The following is a 22,193-nucleotide window of genomic DNA, read 5'->3' on the forward strand; positions in this document are numbered from 1 at the left end:
CTTACAGGTACTCGCACAGGTCGATTGATTGGTCTTCGCGCTTAATTGTGATTTCAATCTTGCGTTCAATCTCTTCACCTGTCTTCTTGAAGAATAGTTCATAAGTCGCAGGCGCTACCTTTCCGTACTCATCAAGATTTAGCGGGAAAGCGACACCGAAGTCTTCGTTCATTGGAACTGAACTCACACGTTTTTCACCGTAAATATCAAAGCGCACTTCACCGGTAACAGCGCAATCTTTTGATGTATGAACATACCCATAAGGGATACTTGGCATTTCCGGAATTTCTTCCTCCACCGAAGTATTGTTGGCAAGATTTAATTCTTTAATAAAATGCTTTTTGCCATCAATCTGTACACGAAGAACAAATGGTCTTCCAACTGGCACTTGAATAGAGTTTAATAAATCTACTGATTGTGCCTGTCCATCAACAAAAACCTGCATCTTCTGCTTGTCAAAGTGACTTAACGTCATCTTCGCCATACCTTCTGCCTGCGCAGTTGGAGTGATGTCGTTGGCCGGTTGACGAACTGGTTTATCGGCCTTTGGAGTCTTAACCGGCTCCGCAACTGCCACGTGCTCAGGTTCTGCAAAGAAACTTACGTAGTAGTAATAAGCACCACCCAATAAGAATGCGATCAAGGCCGCATAAGTAATTGGAGAGGTCTTTTGTGCTTTGGTTGAAGTCTTTCTTGTATCTGTTTTATTTTCGCCTTTAAGAACCTTAGTCCCTTCTTTGCCAACCTTTGACTTTGTCCCCGTCCCTTGTTTCAGGTTGGTCATTGTCTTGTCATTAATATCGGCAATCCTTCTCGACATTGTATTGTCGTCACCAGATAAGGTCTTATCTTTTGGCGTCACTGAAGTTTTCTTTACAGTGATCGTATTTCTTTTCTTAATCGCAGCCTGGTCTTCAAAACCAAAGTCCAGAACTGCTTCTTTCTTGATTGCCGGAGAATCTGATCCGCCATTAACTCCTACAACTGGAGCTGCTGATCCACCACGCTCTTGCTCTCTTCTTAGATCATCAAGATAAGGTCTGATATCGATCTTACCGAATTCAAACATTTTCTCGCGGTCTCTCTTAATTTCTTCTCTGAAGAGTTCCTGAGCGAAATAAGATAAGTCAGTCGCGTTGAAGTCTGGGTATTTCGCATACAAGAACTTCATGAGCGCACGGTTCATCTGGTCAAGATTTTCATAGCGCTTAGAACGGTTCTTGCTTAATGCTTTAAGTACGATTTCATCCAGTTCTTTTGGAACGTTCGGGTTAATTGAAGAAGGCACTGGAATTTTACATTCCTGAATCTTCTTTAAAACTGCAAGATCGTTGTTTTCTTTAAACAGCTTTCTCGAGCACAGCATTTCCCAAAGTGTAATACCAAGAGCGAACTGGTCATAACGAGGGTCAAGCTCAAGTCCTTCTAGGTATTCAGGCGCCAGGTAAGAAAGCTTACCTTTGATCGTCCCTGCTTGAGTAGACTCTGAGTTTGTTTGTGACTTAGCGATACCGAAGTCGATGATCTTAACCGCACCATCATATGTAAGCATGATGTTGTGTGGAGAGATATCACGGTGAATGATATTCGCTTCTTGCCCCGTTAACTTATCTCTGAATGTGTGGGCATAATAAAGCCCCTGACACGCTTGCGAGATAATATATGTTGAAATCTCAACCGGGAAAACGAATTTGCGTTCTTTTAATTTATCTAAGTATTCTTTTAAGTTACGGCCATCACAGTACTCCATCGCAACGAAGAGTTGCCCTTTGGTCATACCATAATCGTAAGTTTGAATAACGTTCGGGTGAAGAAGACCAAAAGTAACTTTGATCTCGTCCATGAACATGGTTTTAAAAGCTTCGTCTTTAGAAAACTGCGGCTGAACCATCTTAATGGCCACAACTTTGTCCGCTTGCTCACCTAAAAAGCGGGCACGACAAATCTTTGCCATACCGCCATCCACCAAGTGGTCTAGGATAAGATAGCGTCCGAATCGATCGCGTTTTGCTAATTCTGACATTTTTTAAAGCTCCCGATATCTTATATCGGAAGATTTAAAGAAAAACTTAAGCCAATTTTTTGTTTAGTTGACTACTTTTTCTGTGAAGCCAGGGAAGTTAAAAATCAGTGGTTTAGTTTCGTTGGCCGAACGGCAAATCCCGTATACCTGATATAAACGCAATGAATTCATTTCAGAGTCCGGGTGTTGAAGGAAATGTTTCTTAAATGTAAGCAGGTCGATTTTCTTGTATCCTGCAAGGTCCAGTTGCTCGTTTAAAATTGAGTATGGAAGAATCTTAGTATCAAGTGAGTAGGCCATGACGACTTTGAAATCCTGGCATTTTCCGATTTCGGCCAGCTCGCCTGCAGAAAACCAGAAATTAAAACCAGACTGCGGAGAAATGCTTCCCATGATCAAGTCGAACTCCATCGTCAGTTCATGGTACCAAGACACTCTGGTAAGAGTTAAATTCTCTTTCCAGATCTTGTCCCCGGCCGTTCCGTTTCTCACGACAAAACTTCCCTCTTTCACTGTATTTTTACTTAAATTCGCGCATGAACTAAACGTTAAAACCATGGCAAATAAAACAAAGAGAGAGTAAGACTTTTTCATGATTGGACCCAATGAGCAATATCGTTATAAACTTCTAAATTATCTCTTTCATTATACAAGTCATGTTTTAAATTTGGATACTTCTTTTCTGTCAAAAATCCCTTTTTAAAACCCTTGGAAAACGACTCCATCCCTCTCGTAAAAAGATAGGGACTCTCACTCTTTAAAAGTAGAGTTGGTTTATCAAGAAAATAGGCATCCTGGTAAATACTCTTCACCTTGTGCCCAATGCATTGGAAAGTCTGGAATGTAGGTTTTCTTATCATCAGCGGATCTTCCAGGTAAGCTGTCTGCTCCTTTGGATGAGTGAGCACCATTGATGGTAAGTAAATCTCCATCGGTCTCACTGTCTTCATCAGGTTCTCCAGAGGAAGAGCTGACGATAAAAGTTTATTTTGAATTTCGAGCATCATCGAAGAAAAATTTAAAACAAAATTTGAAACGACATATCTGTCAATTTTCCCTTCAATGGATTCATCAAAACGATTGGCAACTTCCAGCAGCGCCAGTGCCCCAAGGCCATGGCCTAAGGCCACCCATTTTTCATCCGATTTTTTTTCAATCAACTCCAGCGCGGTCACCACATCTGAAGCGATGTCACCGAATTTCTCAATATGCCCACGGGTTCCGGAGCTGAGTCCGTGCCCTAAAAAATCCATCAGGACAAAAGACACGTTAGGATGTTGAGCGCGAAACCAATTGATGAAATTGAGAAAACGCCCGTGGTAAGCTGAGAGGTCATGAAACAAAAAGAAGGTCACTGGATTTGTGCCAGGCCTTCTTGCTTGAATGTGTTTTAAATAAATTTGCTCAGGACGATACATCCCGTGGCGCTCGGAAGAAAAGTGAGTCACTCTCACCTCTTCACTGAGATTTTTCCATTCTAAATGAGAAGCTTCTCTTCTAGACTGCATGATTTAACATGATTCGTTTAGCGTCCTGGTTTAAGTCCATAAACAGACACTCGATCGACTGATCTCTTTTATCGTAGTTTTGCACAATCACTTGCACATCTCTAGCTTTAATTTCACTTCCTACATAAAGAGAGGCCTTCACCGTTTTATTAGTGAATTCTAAAAATGGACCTGCACCAAGCAGCACCCCATCTTTCACTCCCGCTTTTTTTACCATCGTCACCAATGGCAATGGTGAATAATCAAACACCAGCATTAGTGGCTGTTCATTAAGTGCAATTGATGTTGATCCTGGACGATGTTTATCATTAAGCGGAGTCTCCTCAATCTTTACCCATGAACTCATTCCTGGTGCAAAAACTAAAGTCTGCAAGTTAATTCTTTTTTCTTTCAGGGCCTCTTTTAATTCAGTCATCGAGTATGGCCCGAAGATATCTGAGTCACTTGCCTTTCTGTCTTTACCAATTCTCACGAAGAAAAGTTCATCGTTTTCTTTCGTGCTTCTCCAATCAAAATTAAACTGGACGTCTGGTGAAGATGGCCCTTCTTGTCTGACAGGCTCTTCTCTTTTTACTTCAGCTCTTCTTTGCGGAAGTGGTGTTGGTGCTGGCATTGGAGTTTCAATTTCAACTGCCGGTTCTTCTGATTCAAAAGAAAGTTCAGTTACATCCTTTAAGCGCTCCCAATTTTGGAAACCTTTTCTCCAGATGTATGTTTCATTTGTGATTTCGTTATTCAAAAAAAGTTGTTTGAGTGCCTCTACACTGACCGGGCCCACGCGCTCGCTACCCACTACGTAATACCAGTTAACCATATAGTTCTCCTCATCTTTATATACATGTCTGTCCTTCTATTTTAACTTTTTGAAATTACAAAAAAAGGTTGAACATTTTGCCCTTTTAAGAGGATTTTAATCAACTATCTCAAGAAATATCCTAAGAATCCGATAAGTCTAAAGAATAGTCTTATGAAGACGTGTGAACTTTCGTACGGATAAGGTAATTTATGAAAAACAAACTACTGATGATGGCCATGATTCTCCTCTTCTCTGCTTGTGCAAAGGAAGAATTTGCGGTCAACAAAGGATCACAGAACACTAGTTTAAGTGCTTTGGATAGCACGGCCAATAAACTGTGTGCCCAATCAACACTCATCAGCCCTAAAGTAGATATCCTCTTATTATGGGATAACTCTTCTAGTTTTAGTTTAGTTAACAGCAGTACAAAAGCTTCTATGAACTCTCTTATCAGCAGTATTCCAGAAAGATTCGATTACCATATTCTTTCAGTTCCTCTGGTTTCACAAAACGCTAATACGCTTTACGAAGCTCAACTGGTAGCGAAGAACCCAATCGGGCTTACCAGTGCAGCGATGGGAATTTTAAAAGATAAAGCAACTGCCGCTCAAAGTTTAAATTTCACAACCAGCAATCAATCGGCAGAGCCGGGTATCAACCGCGCGACTCAGGTTATTGAAGCAAACCGTGGAAATGGAATTTTTAGAAATGAAGCCTACACTATCGTCGTTATGATTTCCAACGAGGATGATGACACTTGTGAACTGGAAACAGGATACGGTGAGTGTGGCACGACAACATGGAAAGCAAAAGTCGATGCTCAAATTAATAAGCTTCTTTGTATGCGTGGAAACTCTTATGCAAACTGTTCAGGAACTGGGTATTCCAACAGCAACAGCTTAAATTCTCTTATGATGAGATTTATCAACATCTCACAAATCAAGAGCAGCACAAAAGGATTATGTACTAATGGCGTTGGTGCTGTTAACCAACGTTATAAATACGTTGCAGATTCTCTTTATAAAGCTGAGTACACAAATGGTATGAACAGAGCAAACGACCATTTAAACCCAATGGATGCTCTTTCATTCGATAGCTACGATCTTTGTACAGTGGGATTTAATCATATCTTTGACGGTCTTCAGACTTCAATCACTGAAAGTATCTTAAAACATAAATACGACTACTGGCCGGTGACTGGATCTTCAACTTCTATTGACCCGTCGACAATCAGAGTTGTGCGCTCAGATGGTAAAATCCTGGCCAATAGAACAGGTGAATCAAATCCGAGCGATGGATATACATTTGATAACGTATCAGCAACAAGAAACACGCGTTTCTACCCTACTCCAGGTGAATCATTCACTGGAAAAATGATCCAGCTTCATGGTGTAGACGGTAATGATAAAATCGTTTATCCAAACTGTTTAACTGTTACATTCAATGCTGAAAAAACAACTTACGGTTATGTTTACCTTCAATACGGTGAACCTAATACATCAACAATCGAAGTTCGCATCAATGGCTCGCTTGTTCCTCAATCGGCCACAAATGGATGGGACTATATGGGACTTCAGTATACTGCGGCCCTGGATCAAGGGTACAAAGTGGCCAACATGCCAAGCGGAACAACGTCAGGATATTTTATCCGCCTGAATGGAAATTATAAAATTCAGAACACGTCATCAAATACGATCAACGTTCTGTATAATTCAAAAAATAGTAATTAAATCTAAGGATTCGTCTTCGCCTTCGACTCGTTAACACGGTTGAGGGCGTTCATGAACCTGATCACCGGATACATCTTTCTCAGGTAATCAATATTGATAGTAGTGCTGATGCTGCCGTTTTCGCCCATGCGGTACTCTCCGCAGAACTTCGCCTTTTTAGCGCCTTCGAAATCATCCAGAGTGATTCCCATATTGTATTGTTTAAAGTGCGCTGCGATTTTTGAGATTTCAATATCTACTTTTCCATCGACAACCGGAAGCGAATCACACTCCTCCATGACTTTAATTAAAAATTTTTCGCACTTAGGAGTGATGATGAGTTTCTTCTCATCGCGAAGAGATCTTTGTGTATTAAAGAAAACCTGGAAAATTCTGAATGTGTCGGGTTCGCGGGTACTGAAAACCTTTGATGAATCCATCTCATCAACTGTCACTTCAATAAGTTTCTCATCTGTTAAAAGCTGAATAAACTCTTCCATTTTGGCTTCATTGATGTTGAAGATTTCCAGCGCGTACGTTTTAAGTTTGTTGTAATTTAAAGACCACTTTCCGTCTCTGTTTTCACCTAAACTTCTGAAGGTTAAAAACATCACAGAGAGCATCTTAACGATGTCTGCAGACTGAAAGAACCTGTAGTCAGAAGAAAAGCCAACCGAGTTATTCTCCAGCGCTCTGACTCTCTCATTAGTCTTTCTCAGGCGCTCTGCCAGTGTATTGATCAAAGTCTTAAACCATGGGTTTAGACCCGCCATGGTTTTTTCAAGAGCATTAAAAGAAATTTCGATGATTTCAACTGAAGTGATTGCTGAGGCAGAAACACTTCTGGTTTTAGATTCAGGATCGAAGTAGGCCATTTCACCCAACATCTCTCCCGAGCGAAGAACAGCAATTTCTACGAAGCCTTTTCCTTTCGGACGAAACAATCGTAGCTGTCCTCTTTGAATGATGTACATGGAATCAGCGGCGTCGCCTTCGTTAAAGAGAATCTGCCCTGGGGCCAGAGTTTTAATTCCTGATTTCTTCTGCGCCGCCGCTGTTCCTGTCGTCATGACAATCCTTAAAAATGAATGAAGTACTAGATTCTTTCAAGTACTAGAGCAAGTGCCTCTCCACCACCAATACAGATTGCGGCCATACCATATTTCGCTTTTTTGTTTTCCATTGCTGTCATCAATGTCACTACGATTCTGGTTCCGCTACATCCGATAGGGTGCCCTAAGCTCACTCCACCACCGTAAATGTTAACTTTACTATGGTCTAATTTTAACTCTTTCATGGCCGCTAGTGCAACCACTGCAAAAGCTTCATTCACTTCAAATAGATCAATTTGATCAAGTTTAAGCCCAGCTTTGCTTAGGGCCTTATGAACAGCTTCAACTGGAGCAGTTGTAAACCATGTCGGGCTTTGAGCGTGGCTAGCATATGAAACAATCTTGAACTTTGCTTGTGATTTGTATTCCTCACCACCTAAAACAATCGCAGCTGCTCCGTCATTGATTGTCGAAGCGTTTGCCGCTGTAATCGTTCCGTTCTTATCGAAGGCAGGTTTTAGCGATGGCATTTTTTCAAAGTTTGCTTTTCCCGGACCTTCGTCAGTTGTTACAACCGTGTCCCCTTTTGGTCCTTTGATTGTCACTGCTGCAATTTCAGAGTTGAAGATTCCGTCTTTGATTGCTGCTTGAGCGCGCTTGAAAGACTCAATTGAATAAGCGTCTTGCTCTTCGCGGTTAGTGTATTTTTTTGCCGCTTCTTCAGCGCAAACACCCATTGGAACGTTAGCGTAAGCGTCTGTTAGACCATCCCATGCCATCGCGTCTTTCATATTAGCATCACCAAACTTAAATCCATTTCTTGAATTCATCAGAAGGTGCGGTGCCATTGACATATTTTCCATTCCACCAGCAACAACAAGTTTGTTGTCTCCTGCCATAATTGTCTGAGCACCAGTGATAATAGTCTTTAGTCCTGAACCACAAACTTTGTTAATTGTCGTACATGGAACTGATTCTGGAAGGCCTGCGAAGATAGCTGCCTGACGAGCTGGAGCTTGTCCAACACCGGCACTCACAACGTTCCCCATGAACACTTCATCTACTTTCGAAGCATCAACTTCCGCTTTTTTAAGAGCAGCTTCAATGGCTACGGCCCCTAGCTTTGGAGCAGAAACCCCACTAAGAGATCCCATAAAACTACCATTTGGAGTGCGGGCACCTGAAAGAATATAAACGCTCATATTAGTCTCCTTTTATTTAAGTAAAAATGTGCACTCATTAAAGCATAACCCCCCTATTTTGCCTACCTAAAGGGAGCTTTTCCCTCAACAAAATCCGTCAAATTCCGATAAGTTTCCCAATGAAGACAGCTAAAATCCTAATATTTTCCCTTATCACTCTAGTTTACTCAAATAACGCGTGGACCAGCCCCCTTTGCCAGGAAAACGCTCTGGGAAATGCACCCTGTAACAACACCCTGTTAAAAAGTGGCGAAGTGATTCCTTCGACCCTTTCTTCGGTTGATACTTATTTGTGGATTGAAGGTGAAATCAAAACTCACCAGGAAATTTACCGCCAGAAAAAAGATCTCTATGCAGATATGTTCCGCTATTTAGATGGCCGCGAGATGAACAACAAAAAGCTCGAACCACAAATCAAAAAAGAATGGGAAGGAACAGACGACGATTTTCAAACTCTTTATCAAATCTCAATCAATATCCGCGCTGTTCAAGCGCGCCTGCAATACTGTTATACCAGCAATGGTGGCTGTGGTCCGGTTCGCAGAATGGAACTTGAAGATCAATTGGCACTTGTTCAAAGATCAAAAGCGCTTCTTCTAGCAAAAAGACCAATCCTGAGTCATGCGGGAATCGAAGAGTACATTAAAAAAAGAGTTCAGGATTTTAAGAATGATGACATCCCTGTGCCTGCGGATGAGATTAAAAACCTGGTGAAAAATGCCAGCCGTGAAACGGCCCAAACTCTTTTAGATAAAGTTTACAGCTACGATCGTTACTTAAATGATCGCAATGCTCCACTCACTCATAAAAATAATGGGGCCTACGCTAAAAAATACCTGTAGAACTTAACATCAAATCACCCGCAGATTGTCGATGATTTATTGGATCGTTTTGAAATGATTCCTCCTCCTGCTGATAAACAAGGCATGCTTTGCTCTCTTTCTCAAAAAAGAGAAAAGGAAAGAAAACGCGATGCCATGGTGAAGGCCGGAGTTGAAACATCTCTTTTCATTGCTCCTTTTTTATTAGGGCCATGGGGACGCGCCGGCGTCTTTGGATTAGAAGGTGCCCTTGGAGCAAAACTTCTTCGCTGGGGATTGACCGCTAAAGAAATCGAACAGGCCGCATGGCTCTCACGAGCAGCTGTTGGTCTTTCAACCAATGCGCTTCAAACCGCAGAGGTCATGAAGCTGGGTGAGACTTGTAAAAATCTAGAGCAGAAATATTTTGTCTCTGCCGACACAAGTAAGTTCCAGGCGCTCTCTGATTGTAAAACAGAATACCAGGACTCAATGTTTATCGCCTCTATGGGATGGGCCATGGCCATGGCTCCAGAAATTCCGGGGCCAGTGCTTAAATTTTACAAAGCAAAATTCACTCCGCAACTCACAAGTATTACAACTTCTTCTTCACAAATCGGAGCGAATTTAAAAAGCACTCCGCTGGCAAAAAACCAATGGGCCAAGGAATTCACCACTAAAGATCAGGGAACATTCACTTACATGGATCTCTCTAAAATTGAGCGCGTAAGCGATCAGCACATGAAATCCCTTCCCGATGATTACTGGAAATTCGTAGGTGATATTTATTCTGAACGCTTAAACCTGACTCCTGATGAAATCAAAGGCTTCATCAAATCAAGCCAGGACTTTGCTCCAAGAACAAAACTGATCGTCAACACTCCAGGTTCAGTCAAAGACGCACAAAATTTTAAAGGTGGTGTTGGTGTCGTTATTTCTGGAAAAAGCGATGACCTACTCCCTCTAGAAAAGGCCATCGGTAAAAAACTCGAAAGAAAACCCGGTGAGAAATCGGCGGAGATCGTACGCCTGACCGTTTCCAAAGATGCAGACGCAGAAAAACTCTCCAAATCTCTTATCAATCAGGCCGCAGGTCTGGTGCTTCAGGACCCGGAGATAAAAACAGTGTATATTTACACTTCTAAGATCCACCGCAGACTCTATGGTAAACTCGGTGTGACTCCAACCAACATCAGCGCCGTCAGCGACCGCGACGTTTTAATAACGTTAAAACGCGAGGATATCGAAAAGCTCCTCTCAAACACCATGAATTAACATTGCAAAGAGGCCCTTTTATTGTTAAATCAGTCTCTCAATTCCACTTGGAGATGACTCATGTTTTCACGCCTTGACCACGATATTAAAGCGGTTCTTTTCCCTAAAGAATGGGCCGATGGATTAAAACAAATCCTACTTAACATTTACGGCGACAAATGCTTAAAAGACGAAAAAACGTTTGAGGTATTCGGTTTTTCTTACCCGAATGAAGCACTACTAGTGATTTCATACGTCGGCCTGGATAAATTCAAAACGCCAGTGACACTCTTTCTTTCAAGTGACCTGAATGAAAAAACAGACACTGATAAAGTCATGGATAGAATGTTTGATGGTGCAGGTGTCTTCTTCGATCAGTTTTTTGCTCACGAAGACACTGAAGATGAAATCTGGGATGAATATATTCTAGACTGGGATGAAGCTGAGTTTGGAAACGAAAAATTCTTCTACAGAGTCACACGCGAAAACGTAGGACTGACAATGCAAGCTGATATGCTACTAGGCGAATAGCCCTCAAATAAAAAAGGCCCCCATCGGGAGCCTTTTTTATTTATAAGATTTCTCTTTAACTACTAATCATCAAAAGAAGGCTTAACAACTTTAGTTTCAAACGCGATATCTTGATCGTCGTCTAATAACTCGTCATCATCAAATCCATCAATCTCTTCTGCATCTGTCTCAATGTCCAGATCCTTAAGAACGTGGTTGAACGCCTTATCATCAGCTAAATCCTGAATGATTGTTTCGATGTATTTCATTGGGTACTTGCGAACAAGCTCTTCAATAATTTTTGCCAGTCTCCCTTCAGAAAGGATAAGTTGTTTTTTCTTAACGTCTTTCCAAAGTTTGATGTAGTGGTAACGGCAGTACCCAGAAGTTGTAGAAGGGTTATCACAACCGCGGACTACGCACTCGTCTGTCTCAACTTTGAAGAGTTCCATGCTTCTGATAGAAGAGAAAACATCTTCAATTGAAAAGTCTTCAGAAAGGGCAAGAATTTCTTCAGCCAGGTTTTCTTTAATATCTTCATCAATTGCTGAACTTTTCTTTTTCCTGACAGGGATGATTTCTTCTTCGATGTCTTCATCGAAAGTCATCTTTACTCTTTTTGGAGTGTCGCTTTCGAAATCATCTTCTTCATCATCTTCTTCTACACGTCTCTTGATCGGTAGCCCGTCTTCGTCCAGTTCCTCTTCTTCAACTGCACCTTTTTTGCCTTTCGCTTTTAGAAGTTCTTTTTCTTCTTTCTTAGAAAGTTTTTTTGGTGCTTTGGCCGCTTCTTTTGCTGCTGCTTTAGCCGCTTTCGCCGCTTCTTTCTCAGCTAATTTTGCTGCCTTTGCTTTTTCTTTCTCTTTTTCTTTGTTTTGCTTGTCAGCTTTCTTTTGAGCTTCCAGAGCTTTGGCCGCTTTCTTTTTTTCTTCAGCTAATTTTTTAGCATCTACTTCTTTAGCTTTTTTAGCTGCTTTATCTTGAGAAGCTTTTTTGCTTGCTGCAATTTTATCCTGGATCTTTTTTTGAAGACCTTGCTGAGATTTACCTTTTACTTCCGGCTTTTTTGCTACTGCTTTTTTCGCTGGAGCCGGCTTTACTGCTGCTTTTTTAGCTGGAGCCGCTTTTGCTGCTGGTTTTGCAACCACTTTAGCTGGTGCTTTTTTCGCAGGAGCTGGTTTTACCGCAGCTTTTTTAGCTGGAGCTGCTTTAGCAGCTGGCTTTTTTGCCGGAGGTGCGGCTTTTTTAGGCGCAGGCTTTGCTGCTGCTTTTTTAGCTGCCGGTTTTGCGGGCTTCTTCATACCTAGATTCTCCAATATTTTTTTTATCAATTAATACCTGTCTCAATTTATAAAAACTTAAACGCCTTTTAATTCATTGGCCGCAATAACGATGCGCTGGATTTCAGAAGTTCCTTCATAAATCTCAGTGATCTTCGCGTCTCTGAAGTGGCGCTCACACGGGTACTCTTTCGTGTAACCATTTCCGCCCAGGACCTGAATGGCCTGAGTTGTAATTCTCATACATGCCTCTGAAGCAAACAGTTTTGCCTGAGCTGCTTCCTTTGAATAAGGAAGACCATTATCTTTTAAATAACTCGCGTGCATGATTAAAAGTCTTGAAGCCGCAATTTCTGTCGACATGTCCGCCAGCTTAAACTGGATGGCCTGAAGTTCAGAAATCGGTTTTCCAAATTGCACTCTTTCTTTCGAATATTTCTTCGCGTATCTGAAAGCCGCTTCAGCGATCCCTAAGGCCTGAGCTGCAATTCCAATGCGTCCACCATCAAGAGTTGAAAGAGCGACTTTAAATCCTTTTCCAACTTCACCAAGAATGTTCGCTTTTGGAACCTTCACCTTGTTAAGCCAGATTTGAGCCGTCGTCGATCCTTTAATCCCTAATTTGTCTTCCAGTTTTTGAACCTGGAATCCTTCCGTTTTTGTATCTACGATAAAAGCCGTGATCCCTTTGTGGTCATTAGTTTTTGTCGTTTTTGCCAGAACAATCGCAATTCCTGCGTCTTTACCGTTAGTGATAAAGTTTTTTGTCCCAGAAAGTTCGTAGTAGTCCCCTTTGTCTTCAGCAAAAGTTGCCAGAGTTCCAGGATCTGAACCAGCATTGGGCTCAGATAGACAGAAACATCCGATCACTCCACCAGAGGCCAGGCCTGGAAGGAATTTTTGTTTTTGCTCAGTTGTCCCAAAGCTTAGGATCGGCCACATACAAAGAGATGTGTGGGCAGAAATAAGAACTCCGGTTGACGCACATCCACGAGAAATTTCTTCAACAATGATTGCGTAAGATGTGTAATCCATCCCAGCTCCACCAAACTCTTCAGGAATATAAGAACCCATGAAGCCATTTTCATAAAGCTTATTGATAAGATCCTGTGGAATTACCCCATCATGGTCAATCTTAGCCGCCAGAGGTGCAACCTCTGTGTCAGTGAATTTTGAAACTAAATCCCTGATTTCTGTGTATTGCGGGTTGTACATACTCATAAATTTTATTTTCCTTTAAAGTTAGGTGCGCGTTTTTCCACGAATGCCTTGGTTCCTTCATGCATATCTTCTGACGAGAAAATGCCTGAAAACTGTCTCTTTTCTAGCTGTAAACCTTCCGCGATAGTTAAGTCAATACCTTCATTCATAACTTTTTTCGCAATTCCTACAGCAAATGGAGAATTCGCTGCAATCGACTTTAAAGTCTTCATTGCTTCGGCCATCATCGCGTCTTTTGTAGCGAAAGTTCTAACAACTAGCCCCATTCTTAGAGCTTCATCCGCTTTTACGTTTCTTCCAGAGAAGATAAGTTCTTTTGCGTTATTTCTACCAACTAGTTTTGCTAGCCTTTGAGTTCCACCAAAACCTGGGATCAGACCAAGCTTAACTTCCGGTTGACCGAAAACTGCGTTTTCTGTCGCGTAGATAAAATCACAGCTCATCGCCATTTCACATCCACCACCTAGAGCAAACCCGTTTACACAAGCAATCACTGGAACCTGGATTGTTTCAAAGAGAACTGTAACCTGCTGACCAAGTTGTCCCAGAGTGTAAGCATCACTTGGAGTCATGTCTGCCATCTCTGCGATGTCAGCACCAGCGATAAAAGCTTTTTCACCTTCACCTGTAAGGATCAGTCCAAGCATCTCAAACTTATCATCTGACTTAAGATCAGTAAGAAGTTCTTTTAGTTCACTTAGCACTTCAGTGTTAAGTGCGTTTAGTTTTGTCGGGCGGTTGATTGTGATCACCCCGAATTTTTCCTGAAGTTCAAATTTTAGTGTCGTGTATGATTTATTTGTATTCATAGAATCCTCTTCCTGATTTTTTCCCCATGCGACCAGCTAGTACGTATTTCTTTAATAGCGGGCACGGTCTGTATTTAGTGTCTCCTAATCCATCATGAAGAACGTTCATGATCGCCAGGCATGTATCAAGTCCGATGAAGTCAGCAAGCTCAAGCGGTCCCATTGGTTGATTTGTTCCAAGTTTCATCGCCTGATCGATATCAGAAGCGCTCGCGACACCTTCGTACAGAGCGTACACAGCTTCGTTAATCATTGGCATAAGAATTCTGTTAACTGCAAATCCCGGGATGTCGTTTGCGCGAACAAAGACTTTCCCCATCTTTTCAGAAACAGCTGCTACTGTGTTGAATGTTTCATCTGAAGTCTCAAGACCTCTGATTCCTTCAACCAGCTTCATTACCGGAACCGGATTCATGAAGTGCATACCTGCTACAAGTTGTGGACGCTTAGTCACTGCCGCAATTTCAGTGATTGAAATTGAAGAAGTGTTTGTCGCCAGGATAGCTCCCGGTTTTGCCACTTCATCTAATTTTTTAAAGATATCGAATTTAATCGCTTTATTTTCAGTGGCTGCTTCAATAAGAAGATCGCAGCTTGAAAGCTTAGACATATCAGAAACAGTTGAAATTGCTTTCATTGTCTTTTCTACGAAGGCCGAATCCCACTTTGCTTTCTCTACGCCCTTCTTTAGTTGAGCTTCGATAAAATCCACTCCCTTTTTAAGTCCTTCAGGAGAAACATCGTAAATTTGAACAGTGTAGCCACTCATTGCAGCTACTTGCGCGATTCCACGGCCCATTTGCCCCGCGCCAACAATCCCAATGGATTGAACATTTTGCATATATACCTCACTCTTAATGGTAAAAACGCCCTAATGATACAAACCAGGCCATGGTTTCACAAATAAAACCTTGCCAAGTTTTTACAATTAGAATAAAAAATGAGTCTCATTAATTGCTGAGTGCAAAAAGTTAAAGTTGAAAATATCTAACGGTAGGAGTTAATTGTGGCAAACCACAAATCATCAGAAAAAAGAGCAAAACAAGATATCAAAAAGAACCTTGCTAACAAAGTTAACGAGTCTAAAACTAAGACTGCGGTAAAAAAAGTTAGAGATGCAATCACTGCTGGCGACAAAAAAGCTGCAGCTGCTGTTCTTAAAACTGCTCAAGCTGAACTAAGAAAACTTGCTAAGACTGGCGTTATCAAAGCTAACACAGCAGCAAGAAAGACTTCTCGTCTAGCTTCTCAAATCAATAACCTTAAATAATCTGTAAAGATTTTAAGATATAAAAAAGCCTCATAGTTCTATGAGGCTTTTTTTATTTTCTTCGACTGAGTTTTTCTCTCTCTTCGTTTTTTCTCCATCATTAACACTTCCCCATCCGCACCTTGAACGACTTCCAGCTTTTTAAAGCCGGCCTTTTCGTATGCTTTTTGTGCGCGCAGGTTTAGCACAGATGGATCCGTGATCACGCGAGTCGCTTTTTGATTAATGAGTAACTCGTCCGAGAATTCCTTCACGAACATGCTTCCCAATCCTTTATTGATAAATTCCGGAACCGCAATAAACTGATCAATCCCAAAGGTCTTGCCGTCAACTTTATAAGACTGGATATAACCAATCGGCTTTCCCTGAAGCATAACCAAATAAGGAGTCACTTCCTCAGACTCGATAGCGCTTTTGTATTTTTCCTTAAATGATTCGTAGTCGTGAAGCGTCTGCTCTGGCCAGAATTCCTTTAGGTGCGGCTTCTTCATCCACGAGTGTAGTAATGGGAGGTCTTCATGAGCGAGTTTTTTAAATTCAAAATTTTTCATGATACTAAGATGGTATCACTTTTTTGAACGTCAAGGTGACTCGTCTAGATAATTTCTAACCGGAGTTTATTGATCAAGAGCTGATCGCTTGATTTTGCTAGGATTTCTAATTCCGAGAAAAATTGCAGGTATTTTTCGACGTCCTTTCTTTTCCACTTTTCACTTACGACCAAAATACTTTGGTCATATTTAGAGAGCTTCGCCTTTCCACGTAACTCATCCGGAAACAGTACTTTTGCCAGATGCCCTTGCATGAAAGCAAACAGCGAACGAAGCCATTCATAGTCTTCATCACCTTTTTTCAGCACTTCATTGAAAAACTTTTTTGGATTGTCGTTGAAGAGATCAATGAGCTCAAAAAAATCCCAGCGCTCTTTTTCCACCAGTGTTTTTAATTCTTCAAGATTGATTTTTCCTTCAGGGAAATTGAGTTTGATTGTATCGATGACCCAGAAGAAAGATTCGAAGTTGTGCTCTAAATGATCGAGCACAAAACGGCTCACATCCTGAGGAAGATTCACTTCGCGAGCCTTCTGGCAAAACTGCCAAATCTTCACACCTTCCCAAAAACGTGGCTCTTCAATTTCAAAGGCCAAAACGTCTGCTTTTTTAGCGAAGTCAGTAAAGGTCTTTCCACTCTTAGTGAAAAAGATCACCATAAAACGCTCGCTCCAGTCGATTCCTGACTCCGTTAAAAGAGCGAGGTTCGCGGCCTGGATATTTTCTCCATTGATCACTTGAATATGATCAGTTGAGGAAAAGAAAGAAAGGTTTACAAAATGCTCTTCGATAAAATCGCGAGTCACTTCTACTCCAGAATACAGAGAGAAAGGGATATCTTTTTTAGGGAGGCGGTCTAAAAGAACGCGTTCAAGATAAGGGTCTGAGACTAAAAAGGCATAGAGCCCCGGCCTTTTCGGGTCGATAGTCATCGGGTGTTTTGGCAGAAAATCCCAAGGCAATAACTTAGAAAGCATTGAGAACGACCTGTCTGAAAGTTTTAGCTGCACTGATGGCCGTGTCTTGAAGACTCTTTTCAAAAACACCTTTGTTTTTTACAAAGTTTGTCTTTCCTACAGCATTGGCCGTCGTCGTTTCACCAACCGCGCGCGAGAATGACCCTGAGAGGTCAATAGTGTCCATTAAAACAACTTTTGGGTTCGCTTTCATGAACTGACCCATGTCTGTTGTTAAAAGCTGAATTTCTTCTTTTGAAGGGCGTTTAATTAAATACACCTTCAATGAAAATCTATAGGTCGTTTGAACTGGGTAATAAAACGGGCTTCGGTCACCAACAGAAGACTTAATCGTATCGTCAGTAAAGAGTGTCTGAGTCGTTTTAACAGCATCGTTGTAATGATCGCGCGATTCAATGATACCAATTAATACAGCGTCGGCCGCTTCGTTCTCTCCACTAAAGACACGGAGTCCAGAATAATCATTTAGGGTGAAGATGATTTCTTTGGTCATTGGTGCAGCGAGTTCGGGAATGACTGAGCGATTCACAAACATAGGCACTGCAACAGAACGAATATCGTAACCAATTAAGGGGTTGTTATTAGTATTGAAGTGATAACCGGCACAAGATGTGAGGGCCAAAAGCATTGCCAGAATAGAAAAAAATCGCACTTTCATGGCGTTAGTGTACTCTAAAAGCTATAATGCTAGAACCTTTTTTATGCTAAAAAAACTCTCACAATTTATCGATTTCGAAGGCTCGGCTCCCCGTCAAAAACAGGAGCAAAGCAAACACGCGCAAATTGCTGATAGTTTCGATTTCATCAGCCTGATTAAGGCCTGGAAAGAAATCGCCGGCGACAAACTTTCTGAACATACGATCCCGCTAAAAAATCAAAATGGCACACTCATCGTTTTGTCTAATCATTCGGCCTTTGCCAATGAATTGAGTTTTATGGAGCTGCCGTTAAAGAAAAAGATTTTTGCCAAGTTCCCGTCGTTGGAAAAATCTATCAACAACATTAAGTTCATTGTCGATAGTACGCACTTTGACCGACAGTACACACAGTTCATTGCCACGCCTGAAAAACAAAAGAAAAATGAAAACAGGCTTCACCCGCACTCTCCGGAATTTAAGAAATTAAAAAGAGATGCAGAAGAATTATTTAAAGATATTGAAGACCAGGAGATCAGAGAAAAAATGATCTCGCTTTATATCCAATCAGGAAATTTTAAGCCCGGTTAATTTCAAGTGCTTTTTAATTTCTTCAATTTTGATTCCTTCGCGAATCACTTCAAACGAGTCCCCTTTATAAAAGACAATCGTCGATGATCTTCCTGAAAGATTGTGAGAGCTATCGCCAAAAAGTTCTGCATCGGGCGCATGATCTTTTTGAAAAGCTTCAGCATCAGAAAAATTAATGATAGGAGGCTCACCTGTGAGGTTTAAGCTCGTCGTAAAAAATGGCGCTTTAAGGGCGTTAGAAATGTCTTTTAAAGCAGCATCATCCAGGCAGCGGACAGAGACAAACTCACTCTTTCCTGTCACCCATGAAGGAATGGAAATTTTAGAAATTTTTCTCGGAAGACCTAATGTTGACTCCAGCTTGAAATAATTTCGAAGCCACGACACACTCATGAAATCCGGAAGATTGAAACTCTTATAAAGTGTATTCACGTCAGTGAACATGATGGATAAGGGTTTATCATCAGAAGTTCTCTTGATAGCGGCAATGCGCTTATGAGCTGCCTCTGAATGAATTGAGGCACCAATACCCCACACAGTATCCGTTGGATAAATGAAAACGCTTTCTGAAGTTAATTTCATAAACTACACCGGTAGAGGTTTGTTTAGGATCTCTTTAAAGTAGAAGAAAACGGCCACAATGATTAAAACCAGAATGATCAGAATGAAAAAGATATAATTGTCGTTGCGCTTTTTTAAAGGCTCCGAATGAGTATCTCTGTCTCTGTGGGCCACTTCTCTATTTGGATCCCTTTGAGCTGCCTTGGCACTGGCCTTAGGCTTGCGATCGTGAAGAAGCTTGCGGTCTTCTATCTGTAATTTTTCTTTTTTAGCTACAACATTCTTAACTTCGTGATGGTGGTGATCAGCTTCAGGGGCCGGGGCTTTCGGCACATCAAGAGTCAGAGAAAAAGCGATGTCATCAGACACACCTTCGAGCTCTCTCATTGATTTTGCGGCCGACTTCTTTTCTTTAGGCTGATCTGAAACTTCAGGAAGTGCCACTGAAACTTGTTCATTGTCCAAGGCCACTGTTCTCGTGTACTGGTGAGAGAGATCAACCTTCCCTTTTTCAACTTTAGTCGATGTCTTATCGTCAATAACGACGGAAGCCGCAGTTGCAGGAATGCCCATATCAGGGAAAGCTAAGTCATCATCACTTGGAAAATGAGCTTCATCTGAACTTACTGGCTCTTTGTTAAATTTAGGTTCAGCAGTTTTGAAATCTATTTTTGGACCTTGAGCTGTTGGCTGTGCTTGTGATTGAGGAGCGCTGGCCATCGCAGGTGCTTCGATCTTGAAATTGGCATTTACACTTGAAGTAATCGCTGCGACGTCTGGGAATTCCAGGTCAGAAGCATCCGGTATCTTTTGATCACTTTCTTCATTTAAGTTAAGTGTCGGAACTGGAGATGGCGTTGGAATTTTAGTCACAACAGTCATGTCAGGAAATTCTAAATCCGATGCATTGGGAGCGATGCCTGCCGCTGCCGAAGCCGCTGGTTTACTCGAATTTTCCGGTGTCCCTAGAATATCTGAGACTTTAATAACCTGAGTATGTTGAGTCTGATTAACTGGAGCAGTATTAATTGAAGTCGTTCTTTCTGGATGCTCTCTTCTTGAAAGAACACTTTTTGACTCTGAGATCGGGTTGTAACCTTGAGGAATATCCCCATAAATATATTTTTCAACCAGGTCTTTTTCTTTTAATGAGAACCAATAACCATTTCCGCTGGCCACTTCATCCGTTAATCCAAGCGCACCCTTCTGGATAAACTCCAATAGTTTTTGCTTGGCCACCGGGCCTAAGATTTGATTCTGTGATGTTCTGATTAACCAGTTTCTTTCCATAAATTAGAAGAAGAATCCCATTAAGCCTTTTAAGTCTTCATCGTTAAAGCGAAGCCCGGCCTGAATCGTAGCACTACGCTCTTTTCTGCCAATATCGTTAGCTGAAGCTCGTCCATATAAGACGTTCCAAATCTGAAGTTCAGTGATGAAACGCAGGTTAGCTCCTTTATCTTTTTTGTAATCGAAGGCTTCAAGCGAGAATTTCGTCCCCAGGTTCTGCAGGTAATAATCTAACCCCAGACCTCCCGTTGATTCAATTAAACCTCCGCGGAAAGCGAAGTCCTGAACACGGCGGCCGATTTGAACGTTGAATCTAAATGTATCTCTGTCGCGCTCTTTTTTATTAGACACTACAGTTGATCCATTTGTTGTCGTCTCTGTAATTGTTTCTCTGTCTGGCCCGATTTCTGAAGTCGTTAACCCCAAGTGATAGAATCTCTCCGGTGATGGATAAATTCTAAGTGCGACTTCACTCTCCCCGCCACCTTCAGTGTTAGCTCCGGTAAATACCGAAAGCTCGGTTCTGATAGCGTCAGCTTTTCCAACAATTTTTTGCACGCTTGAAAGTGTATCTTTAACCTGATCAGCGATTTCATCTTCAACCAGAAGTTTCCCCACAGTTCCCTTTCCGCGTTTAACGTCAGCAACTAATGAGTTTAAATCAGCAGTAATCTTTTTTGAGTTTGCCAGGATTTCTTTGATGTCGGCCATGGCACTGTCAGGATTGCCTTTATCAACCTGGTAAGCAAGCTCATAAGAAAAACTCTCCAGGTTTTCAACCAAGGCATTTAGCTTTTCTTCGTTTCCAGTCATGACTCTCTTAAGTGATTCAGTTGCCGCGCGGGTGTTTTCAACCAGGGCCCCGATATCAACCAGGATCTTTTTCATTGGAGAAGGCTGTCCTTCCGGTGCGATACTGTCTTTTAAACTTTTTGTGATCGCTTTAACGTCAGCTAAAACTTCAGAAGCATCTTTAACCAGGGTTTCAATCCCTGCTGCTTCTTCAGAATCGATGAAATCATTTTTCGCTAAAAACTCAGGAGAATCACCGACATAAATTTCGATGTATTTATCACCTAAGAAACCAACAGACTTAATTCTTAACTTCGAGTTTTTTGTCACTTGAATTTGTTTAAGGATCTCAAACGTAATTAAAGCAGTGTTACCTTGAAGCTCAATAGAAGAAATACGTCCGGCAGCGATACCGGCAATTTTGATTGGAGTTTTTGGGAAAATGCCGGAAGCATCTTTAACAATCGTTCTATAAGTTTGGTACTGACCAAACCCCGATTGATTGGATGTAATCTTGAACGACATAAAAACGATAGCGGCCAATGTGGCGATGGCCAAAAGCCCTACTTTAAATTCATTCATCTCTTATTTCACACCTTTTGTTTAGAGTCTTAAAAATTCCTGAACTAATTCTTTCTTAGAATTTTTAAACTCATCTACCGGTAAATACTCAATAATCTTACCACGGTCCAAAAAGGCCACATAGTCGGAAATTTCTAACGTCGCTTTTACGTCGTGGGAAATAATAACTGATGTCATCTCTCTGTCTTTGTGATTTTTTGCTGTATCTACGATTAGATTGTTAACCATTTTAGTTGTAATTGGATCAAGTCCGGTTGTGGGTTCATCATAAAGCATGATGGCCGGGCTTAAGGCCAGCGCGCGCGCCAGTCCTACTCTCTTTCTCATCCCTCCGGAAAGCTCTGACGGTAGTCGACTAAAAGACTCTTCTTTGATCCCTACTGAGATCAGAAGGTCTTTAACCTGCTCGTGAATTTCTTGAGGGGTTTTATTAGTAAATTCTTTTAGCGGAAAAGCGACATTCTCTTCTGCTGTAAAAGAGTCAAACAAAGCTGCATATTGAAAAAGCATCCCGTAGTTTCTTCTAAACTCTCTTAATTCAACCTTTCCCAAATGAGCAAGGTCCTGCCCAAGGACTTCCACCGTACCTGATGTCGGCTTCACAATTCCCAGGATGTGTTTAAGTAAAGTTGATTTCCCCGCCCCGGAAAATCCCAGGATCGTCGTAATCTTATTTCTTTCAATATCAAAGTTAAGGCTGTCTAAGACTATTTGTTCACCAAAAATTTTGGTGACGTTTTTTATGGAGATGGCAGGATTTTCAAATGTCAGCATCCATCC

General features: G+C 41.5%; 23 protein-coding genes. 6 read left to right on the forward strand and 17 right to left on the reverse strand.

Annotation, left to right across the window (positions count from 1 at the left end; genetic code table 11):
• Position 1 precedes the first annotated feature (1 nt).
• The 4 genes from C0V70_RS14605 to C0V70_RS14620 form a co-directional block, all read right to left on the reverse strand.
• Positions 2 to 2,023, reverse strand: a complete 2,022-nt coding sequence (locus tag C0V70_RS14605) for a serine/threonine protein kinase (RefSeq protein WP_102244605.1) — start codon at positions 2,021 to 2,023, stop codon at positions 2 to 4.
• A gap of 63 nt (positions 2,024 to 2,086) precedes the next feature.
• Complete coding sequence (locus C0V70_RS14610) at positions 2,087 to 2,617, reverse strand: hypothetical protein (protein WP_102244606.1); 531 nt, start codon at positions 2,615 to 2,617, stop codon at positions 2,087 to 2,089.
• A complete protein-coding gene (locus tag C0V70_RS14615) occupies positions 2,614 to 3,531 on the reverse strand; it encodes an alpha/beta hydrolase (protein WP_102244607.1) in 918 nt (305 codons plus the stop codon). The genes C0V70_RS14610 and C0V70_RS14615 overlap by 4 nt, the downstream gene beginning before the upstream one ends.
• A complete protein-coding gene (locus C0V70_RS14620) occupies positions 3,521 to 4,345 on the reverse strand; it encodes a DUF4339 domain-containing protein (protein WP_102244608.1) in 825 nt (274 codons plus the stop codon). Before C0V70_RS14620 ends, C0V70_RS14615 begins: the two co-directional genes overlap by 11 nt.
• Positions 4,346 to 4,536: 191 nt before the next feature.
• On the opposite strand from C0V70_RS14620, the gene C0V70_RS14625 reads away from it, so the two are divergent.
• Positions 4,537 to 6,057, forward strand: coding sequence for a hypothetical protein (locus C0V70_RS14625; RefSeq protein ID WP_102244609.1), 1,521 nt, complete (start codon positions 4,537 to 4,539; stop codon positions 6,055 to 6,057).
• A gap of 2 nt (positions 6,058 to 6,059) precedes the next feature.
• Here the strand turns inward: C0V70_RS14625 and C0V70_RS14630 are convergent, their stop codons facing one another.
• Positions 6,060 to 7,106, reverse strand: a complete 1,047-nt coding sequence (locus C0V70_RS14630; RefSeq protein WP_102244610.1) for a Crp/Fnr family transcriptional regulator — start codon at positions 7,104 to 7,106, stop codon at positions 6,060 to 6,062.
• A 26-nt stretch (positions 7,107 to 7,132) separates the two neighbouring features.
• Entirely contained in the window at positions 7,133 to 8,290 is a 1,158-nt protein-coding gene (locus tag C0V70_RS14635; RefSeq protein WP_102244611.1) for a thiolase family protein, read from the reverse strand.
• A gap of 119 nt (positions 8,291 to 8,409) precedes the next feature.
• Between C0V70_RS14635 and C0V70_RS14640 the strand changes: the two genes are divergently transcribed.
• From C0V70_RS14640 to C0V70_RS14650, 3 genes are read left to right on the forward strand one after another with little or no spacing between them, the layout of a single operon-like run.
• Positions 8,410 to 9,132, forward strand: a complete 723-nt coding sequence (locus tag C0V70_RS14640; RefSeq protein WP_102244612.1) for a hypothetical protein — start codon at positions 8,410 to 8,412, stop codon at positions 9,130 to 9,132.
• A gap of 39 nt (positions 9,133 to 9,171) precedes the next feature.
• Complete coding sequence (locus C0V70_RS14645) at positions 9,172 to 10,365, forward strand: hypothetical protein (RefSeq protein WP_133566589.1); 1,194 nt, start codon at positions 9,172 to 9,174, stop codon at positions 10,363 to 10,365.
• Between the two features lie 60 nt (positions 10,366 to 10,425).
• A complete protein-coding gene (locus C0V70_RS14650) occupies positions 10,426 to 10,875 on the forward strand; it encodes a hypothetical protein (RefSeq protein WP_102244614.1) in 450 nt (149 codons plus the stop codon).
• 62 nt (positions 10,876 to 10,937) lie between these two features.
• On the opposite strand, the gene C0V70_RS19180 is transcribed toward C0V70_RS14650, so the two are convergent.
• Genes C0V70_RS19180 through C0V70_RS14675 form a run of 4 tightly spaced genes read right to left on the reverse strand, consistent with a single transcriptional unit; the run spans position 10,938 to position 15,005 of the window.
• Positions 10,938 to 12,155, reverse strand: a complete 1,218-nt coding sequence (locus C0V70_RS19180; RefSeq protein WP_185903102.1) for a hypothetical protein — start codon at positions 12,153 to 12,155, stop codon at positions 10,938 to 10,940.
• A gap of 57 nt (positions 12,156 to 12,212) precedes the next feature.
• Positions 12,213 to 13,355 carry an acyl-CoA dehydrogenase gene (locus C0V70_RS14665; protein WP_133566588.1) on the reverse strand — a complete coding sequence of 381 codons (1,143 nt, stop codon included), beginning with the start codon at positions 13,353 to 13,355 and terminating at the stop codon, positions 12,213 to 12,215.
• Positions 13,356 to 13,360: 5 nt separating this feature from the next.
• Positions 13,361 to 14,164: an enoyl-CoA hydratase/isomerase family protein gene (locus tag C0V70_RS14670; RefSeq protein ID WP_102244617.1), complete on the reverse strand. Its 804-nt coding sequence runs from the start codon at positions 14,162 to 14,164 to the stop codon at positions 13,361 to 13,363.
• Positions 14,151 to 15,005, reverse strand: a complete 855-nt coding sequence (locus tag C0V70_RS14675; protein WP_102244618.1) for a 3-hydroxybutyryl-CoA dehydrogenase — start codon at positions 15,003 to 15,005, stop codon at positions 14,151 to 14,153. Before C0V70_RS14675 ends, C0V70_RS14670 begins: the two co-directional genes overlap by 14 nt.
• 165 nt (positions 15,006 to 15,170) lie before the next feature.
• Here C0V70_RS14675 and rpsT point away from each other — a divergent pair, with 165 nt between their 5' ends.
• Positions 15,171 to 15,434 (forward strand): 30S ribosomal protein S20, encoded by a 264-nt coding sequence (rpsT, locus tag C0V70_RS14680; protein WP_102244619.1) that lies wholly within the window; start codon positions 15,171 to 15,173, stop codon positions 15,432 to 15,434.
• Positions 15,435 to 15,472: 38 nt separating this feature from the next.
• Here rpsT and C0V70_RS14685 read toward each other — a convergent pair whose 3' ends face one another.
• The 3 genes from C0V70_RS14685 to C0V70_RS14695 are packed head-to-tail and all read right to left on the reverse strand — an operon-like array spanning position 15,473 to position 17,620.
• A complete protein-coding gene (locus C0V70_RS14685; protein WP_102244620.1) occupies positions 15,473 to 15,985 on the reverse strand; it encodes a GNAT family N-acetyltransferase in 513 nt (170 codons plus the stop codon).
• Between the two features lie 44 nt (positions 15,986 to 16,029).
• Positions 16,030 to 16,962, reverse strand: coding sequence for a hypothetical protein (locus C0V70_RS14690; protein WP_102244621.1), 933 nt, complete (start codon positions 16,960 to 16,962; stop codon positions 16,030 to 16,032).
• A complete protein-coding gene (locus C0V70_RS14695; RefSeq protein ID WP_102244622.1) occupies positions 16,952 to 17,620 on the reverse strand; it encodes a hypothetical protein in 669 nt (222 codons plus the stop codon). The genes C0V70_RS14690 and C0V70_RS14695 overlap by 11 nt, the downstream gene beginning before the upstream one ends.
• 43 nt (positions 17,621 to 17,663) lie before the next feature.
• Between C0V70_RS14695 and C0V70_RS14700 the strand changes: the two genes are divergently transcribed.
• Complete coding sequence (locus C0V70_RS14700) at positions 17,664 to 18,188, forward strand: DciA family protein (protein WP_158649699.1); 525 nt, start codon at positions 17,664 to 17,666, stop codon at positions 18,186 to 18,188.
• Here the strand turns inward: C0V70_RS14700 and C0V70_RS14705 are convergent.
• Genes C0V70_RS14705 through C0V70_RS14720 form a run of 4 tightly spaced genes read right to left on the reverse strand, consistent with a single transcriptional unit; the run spans position 18,165 to position 22,187 of the window.
• A complete protein-coding gene (locus C0V70_RS14705; protein ID WP_102244624.1) occupies positions 18,165 to 18,770 on the reverse strand; it encodes an L-threonylcarbamoyladenylate synthase in 606 nt (201 codons plus the stop codon). The two genes, C0V70_RS14700 and C0V70_RS14705, sit on opposite strands and share 24 nt — an antisense overlap.
• A gap of 3 nt (positions 18,771 to 18,773) precedes the next feature.
• Positions 18,774 to 20,039: a hypothetical protein gene (locus C0V70_RS14710; protein WP_102244625.1), complete on the reverse strand. Its 1,266-nt coding sequence runs from the start codon at positions 20,037 to 20,039 to the stop codon at positions 18,774 to 18,776.
• Positions 20,040 to 20,042: 3 nt separating this feature from the next.
• Positions 20,043 to 21,413 carry an MlaD family protein gene (locus C0V70_RS14715; protein WP_102244626.1) on the reverse strand — a complete coding sequence of 457 codons (1,371 nt, stop codon included), beginning with the start codon at positions 21,411 to 21,413 and terminating at the stop codon, positions 20,043 to 20,045.
• Positions 21,414 to 21,434: 21 nt separating this feature from the next.
• Positions 21,435 to 22,187: an ABC transporter ATP-binding protein gene (locus tag C0V70_RS14720; protein WP_102244627.1), complete on the reverse strand. Its 753-nt coding sequence runs from the start codon at positions 22,185 to 22,187 to the stop codon at positions 21,435 to 21,437.
• Between the last annotated feature and the right edge of the window lie 6 nt (positions 22,188 to 22,193).

Origin of the sequence: Bacteriovorax stolpii, assembly GCF_002872415.1 — a bacterium.
GTDB classification, from domain to species: Bacteria; Bdellovibrionota; Bacteriovoracia; order Bacteriovoracales; family Bacteriovoracaceae; genus Bacteriovorax; species Bacteriovorax stolpii.

Excerpts from the sequence above, each read along its gene's own strand:
- C0V70_RS14700 (WP_158649699.1), top strand. The coding sequence starts at position 17,664 with ATGCTAAAAAAACTCTCACAATTTATCGATTTCGAAGGCTCGGCTCCC.
- C0V70_RS19180 (WP_185903102.1), bottom strand. The coding sequence starts at position 12,155 with ATGAAGAAGCCCGCAAAACCGGCAGCTAAAAAAGCAGCAGCAAAGCCT.
- C0V70_RS14625 (WP_102244609.1), top strand. The coding sequence starts at position 4,537 with ATGAAAAACAAACTACTGATGATGGCCATGATTCTCCTCTTCTCTGCT.
- C0V70_RS14710 (WP_102244625.1), bottom strand. The coding sequence starts at position 20,039 with ATGGAAAGAAACTGGTTAATCAGAACATCACAGAATCAAATCTTAGGC.
- C0V70_RS14650 (WP_102244614.1), top strand. The coding sequence starts at position 10,426 with ATGTTTTCACGCCTTGACCACGATATTAAAGCGGTTCTTTTCCCTAAA.
- C0V70_RS14615 (WP_102244607.1), bottom strand. The coding sequence starts at position 3,531 with ATGCAGTCTAGAAGAGAAGCTTCTCATTTAGAATGGAAAAATCTCAGT.
- C0V70_RS14605 (WP_102244605.1), bottom strand. The coding sequence starts at position 2,023 with ATGTCAGAATTAGCAAAACGCGATCGATTCGGACGCTATCTTATCCTA.
- C0V70_RS14685 (WP_102244620.1), bottom strand. The coding sequence starts at position 15,985 with ATGAAAAATTTTGAATTTAAAAAACTCGCTCATGAAGACCTCCCATTA.
- C0V70_RS14695 (WP_102244622.1), bottom strand. The coding sequence starts at position 17,620 with ATGAAAGTGCGATTTTTTTCTATTCTGGCAATGCTTTTGGCCCTCACA.
- C0V70_RS14675 (WP_102244618.1), bottom strand. The coding sequence starts at position 15,005 with ATGCAAAATGTTCAATCCATTGGGATTGTTGGCGCGGGGCAAATGGGC.
- C0V70_RS14620 (WP_102244608.1), bottom strand. The coding sequence starts at position 4,345 with ATGGTTAACTGGTATTACGTAGTGGGTAGCGAGCGCGTGGGCCCGGTC.
- C0V70_RS14665 (WP_133566588.1), bottom strand. The coding sequence starts at position 13,355 with ATGAGTATGTACAACCCGCAATACACAGAAATCAGGGATTTAGTTTCA.
- C0V70_RS14640 (WP_102244612.1), top strand. The coding sequence starts at position 8,410 with ATGAAGACAGCTAAAATCCTAATATTTTCCCTTATCACTCTAGTTTAC.
- C0V70_RS14630 (WP_102244610.1), bottom strand. The coding sequence starts at position 7,106 with ATGACGACAGGAACAGCGGCGGCGCAGAAGAAATCAGGAATTAAAACT.
- C0V70_RS14715 (WP_102244626.1), bottom strand. The coding sequence starts at position 21,413 with ATGAATGAATTTAAAGTAGGGCTTTTGGCCATCGCCACATTGGCCGCT.
- C0V70_RS14705 (WP_102244624.1), bottom strand. The coding sequence starts at position 18,770 with ATGAAATTAACTTCAGAAAGCGTTTTCATTTATCCAACGGATACTGTG.
- C0V70_RS14690 (WP_102244621.1), bottom strand. The coding sequence starts at position 16,962 with ATGCTTTCTAAGTTATTGCCTTGGGATTTTCTGCCAAAACACCCGATG.
- C0V70_RS14720 (WP_102244627.1), bottom strand. The coding sequence starts at position 22,187 with ATGCTGACATTTGAAAATCCTGCCATCTCCATAAAAAACGTCACCAAA.
- C0V70_RS14610 (WP_102244606.1), bottom strand. The coding sequence starts at position 2,617 with ATGAAAAAGTCTTACTCTCTCTTTGTTTTATTTGCCATGGTTTTAACG.
- C0V70_RS14670 (WP_102244617.1), bottom strand. The coding sequence starts at position 14,164 with ATGAATACAAATAAATCATACACGACACTAAAATTTGAACTTCAGGAA.
- C0V70_RS14635 (WP_102244611.1), bottom strand. The coding sequence starts at position 8,290 with ATGAGCGTTTATATTCTTTCAGGTGCCCGCACTCCAAATGGTAGTTTT.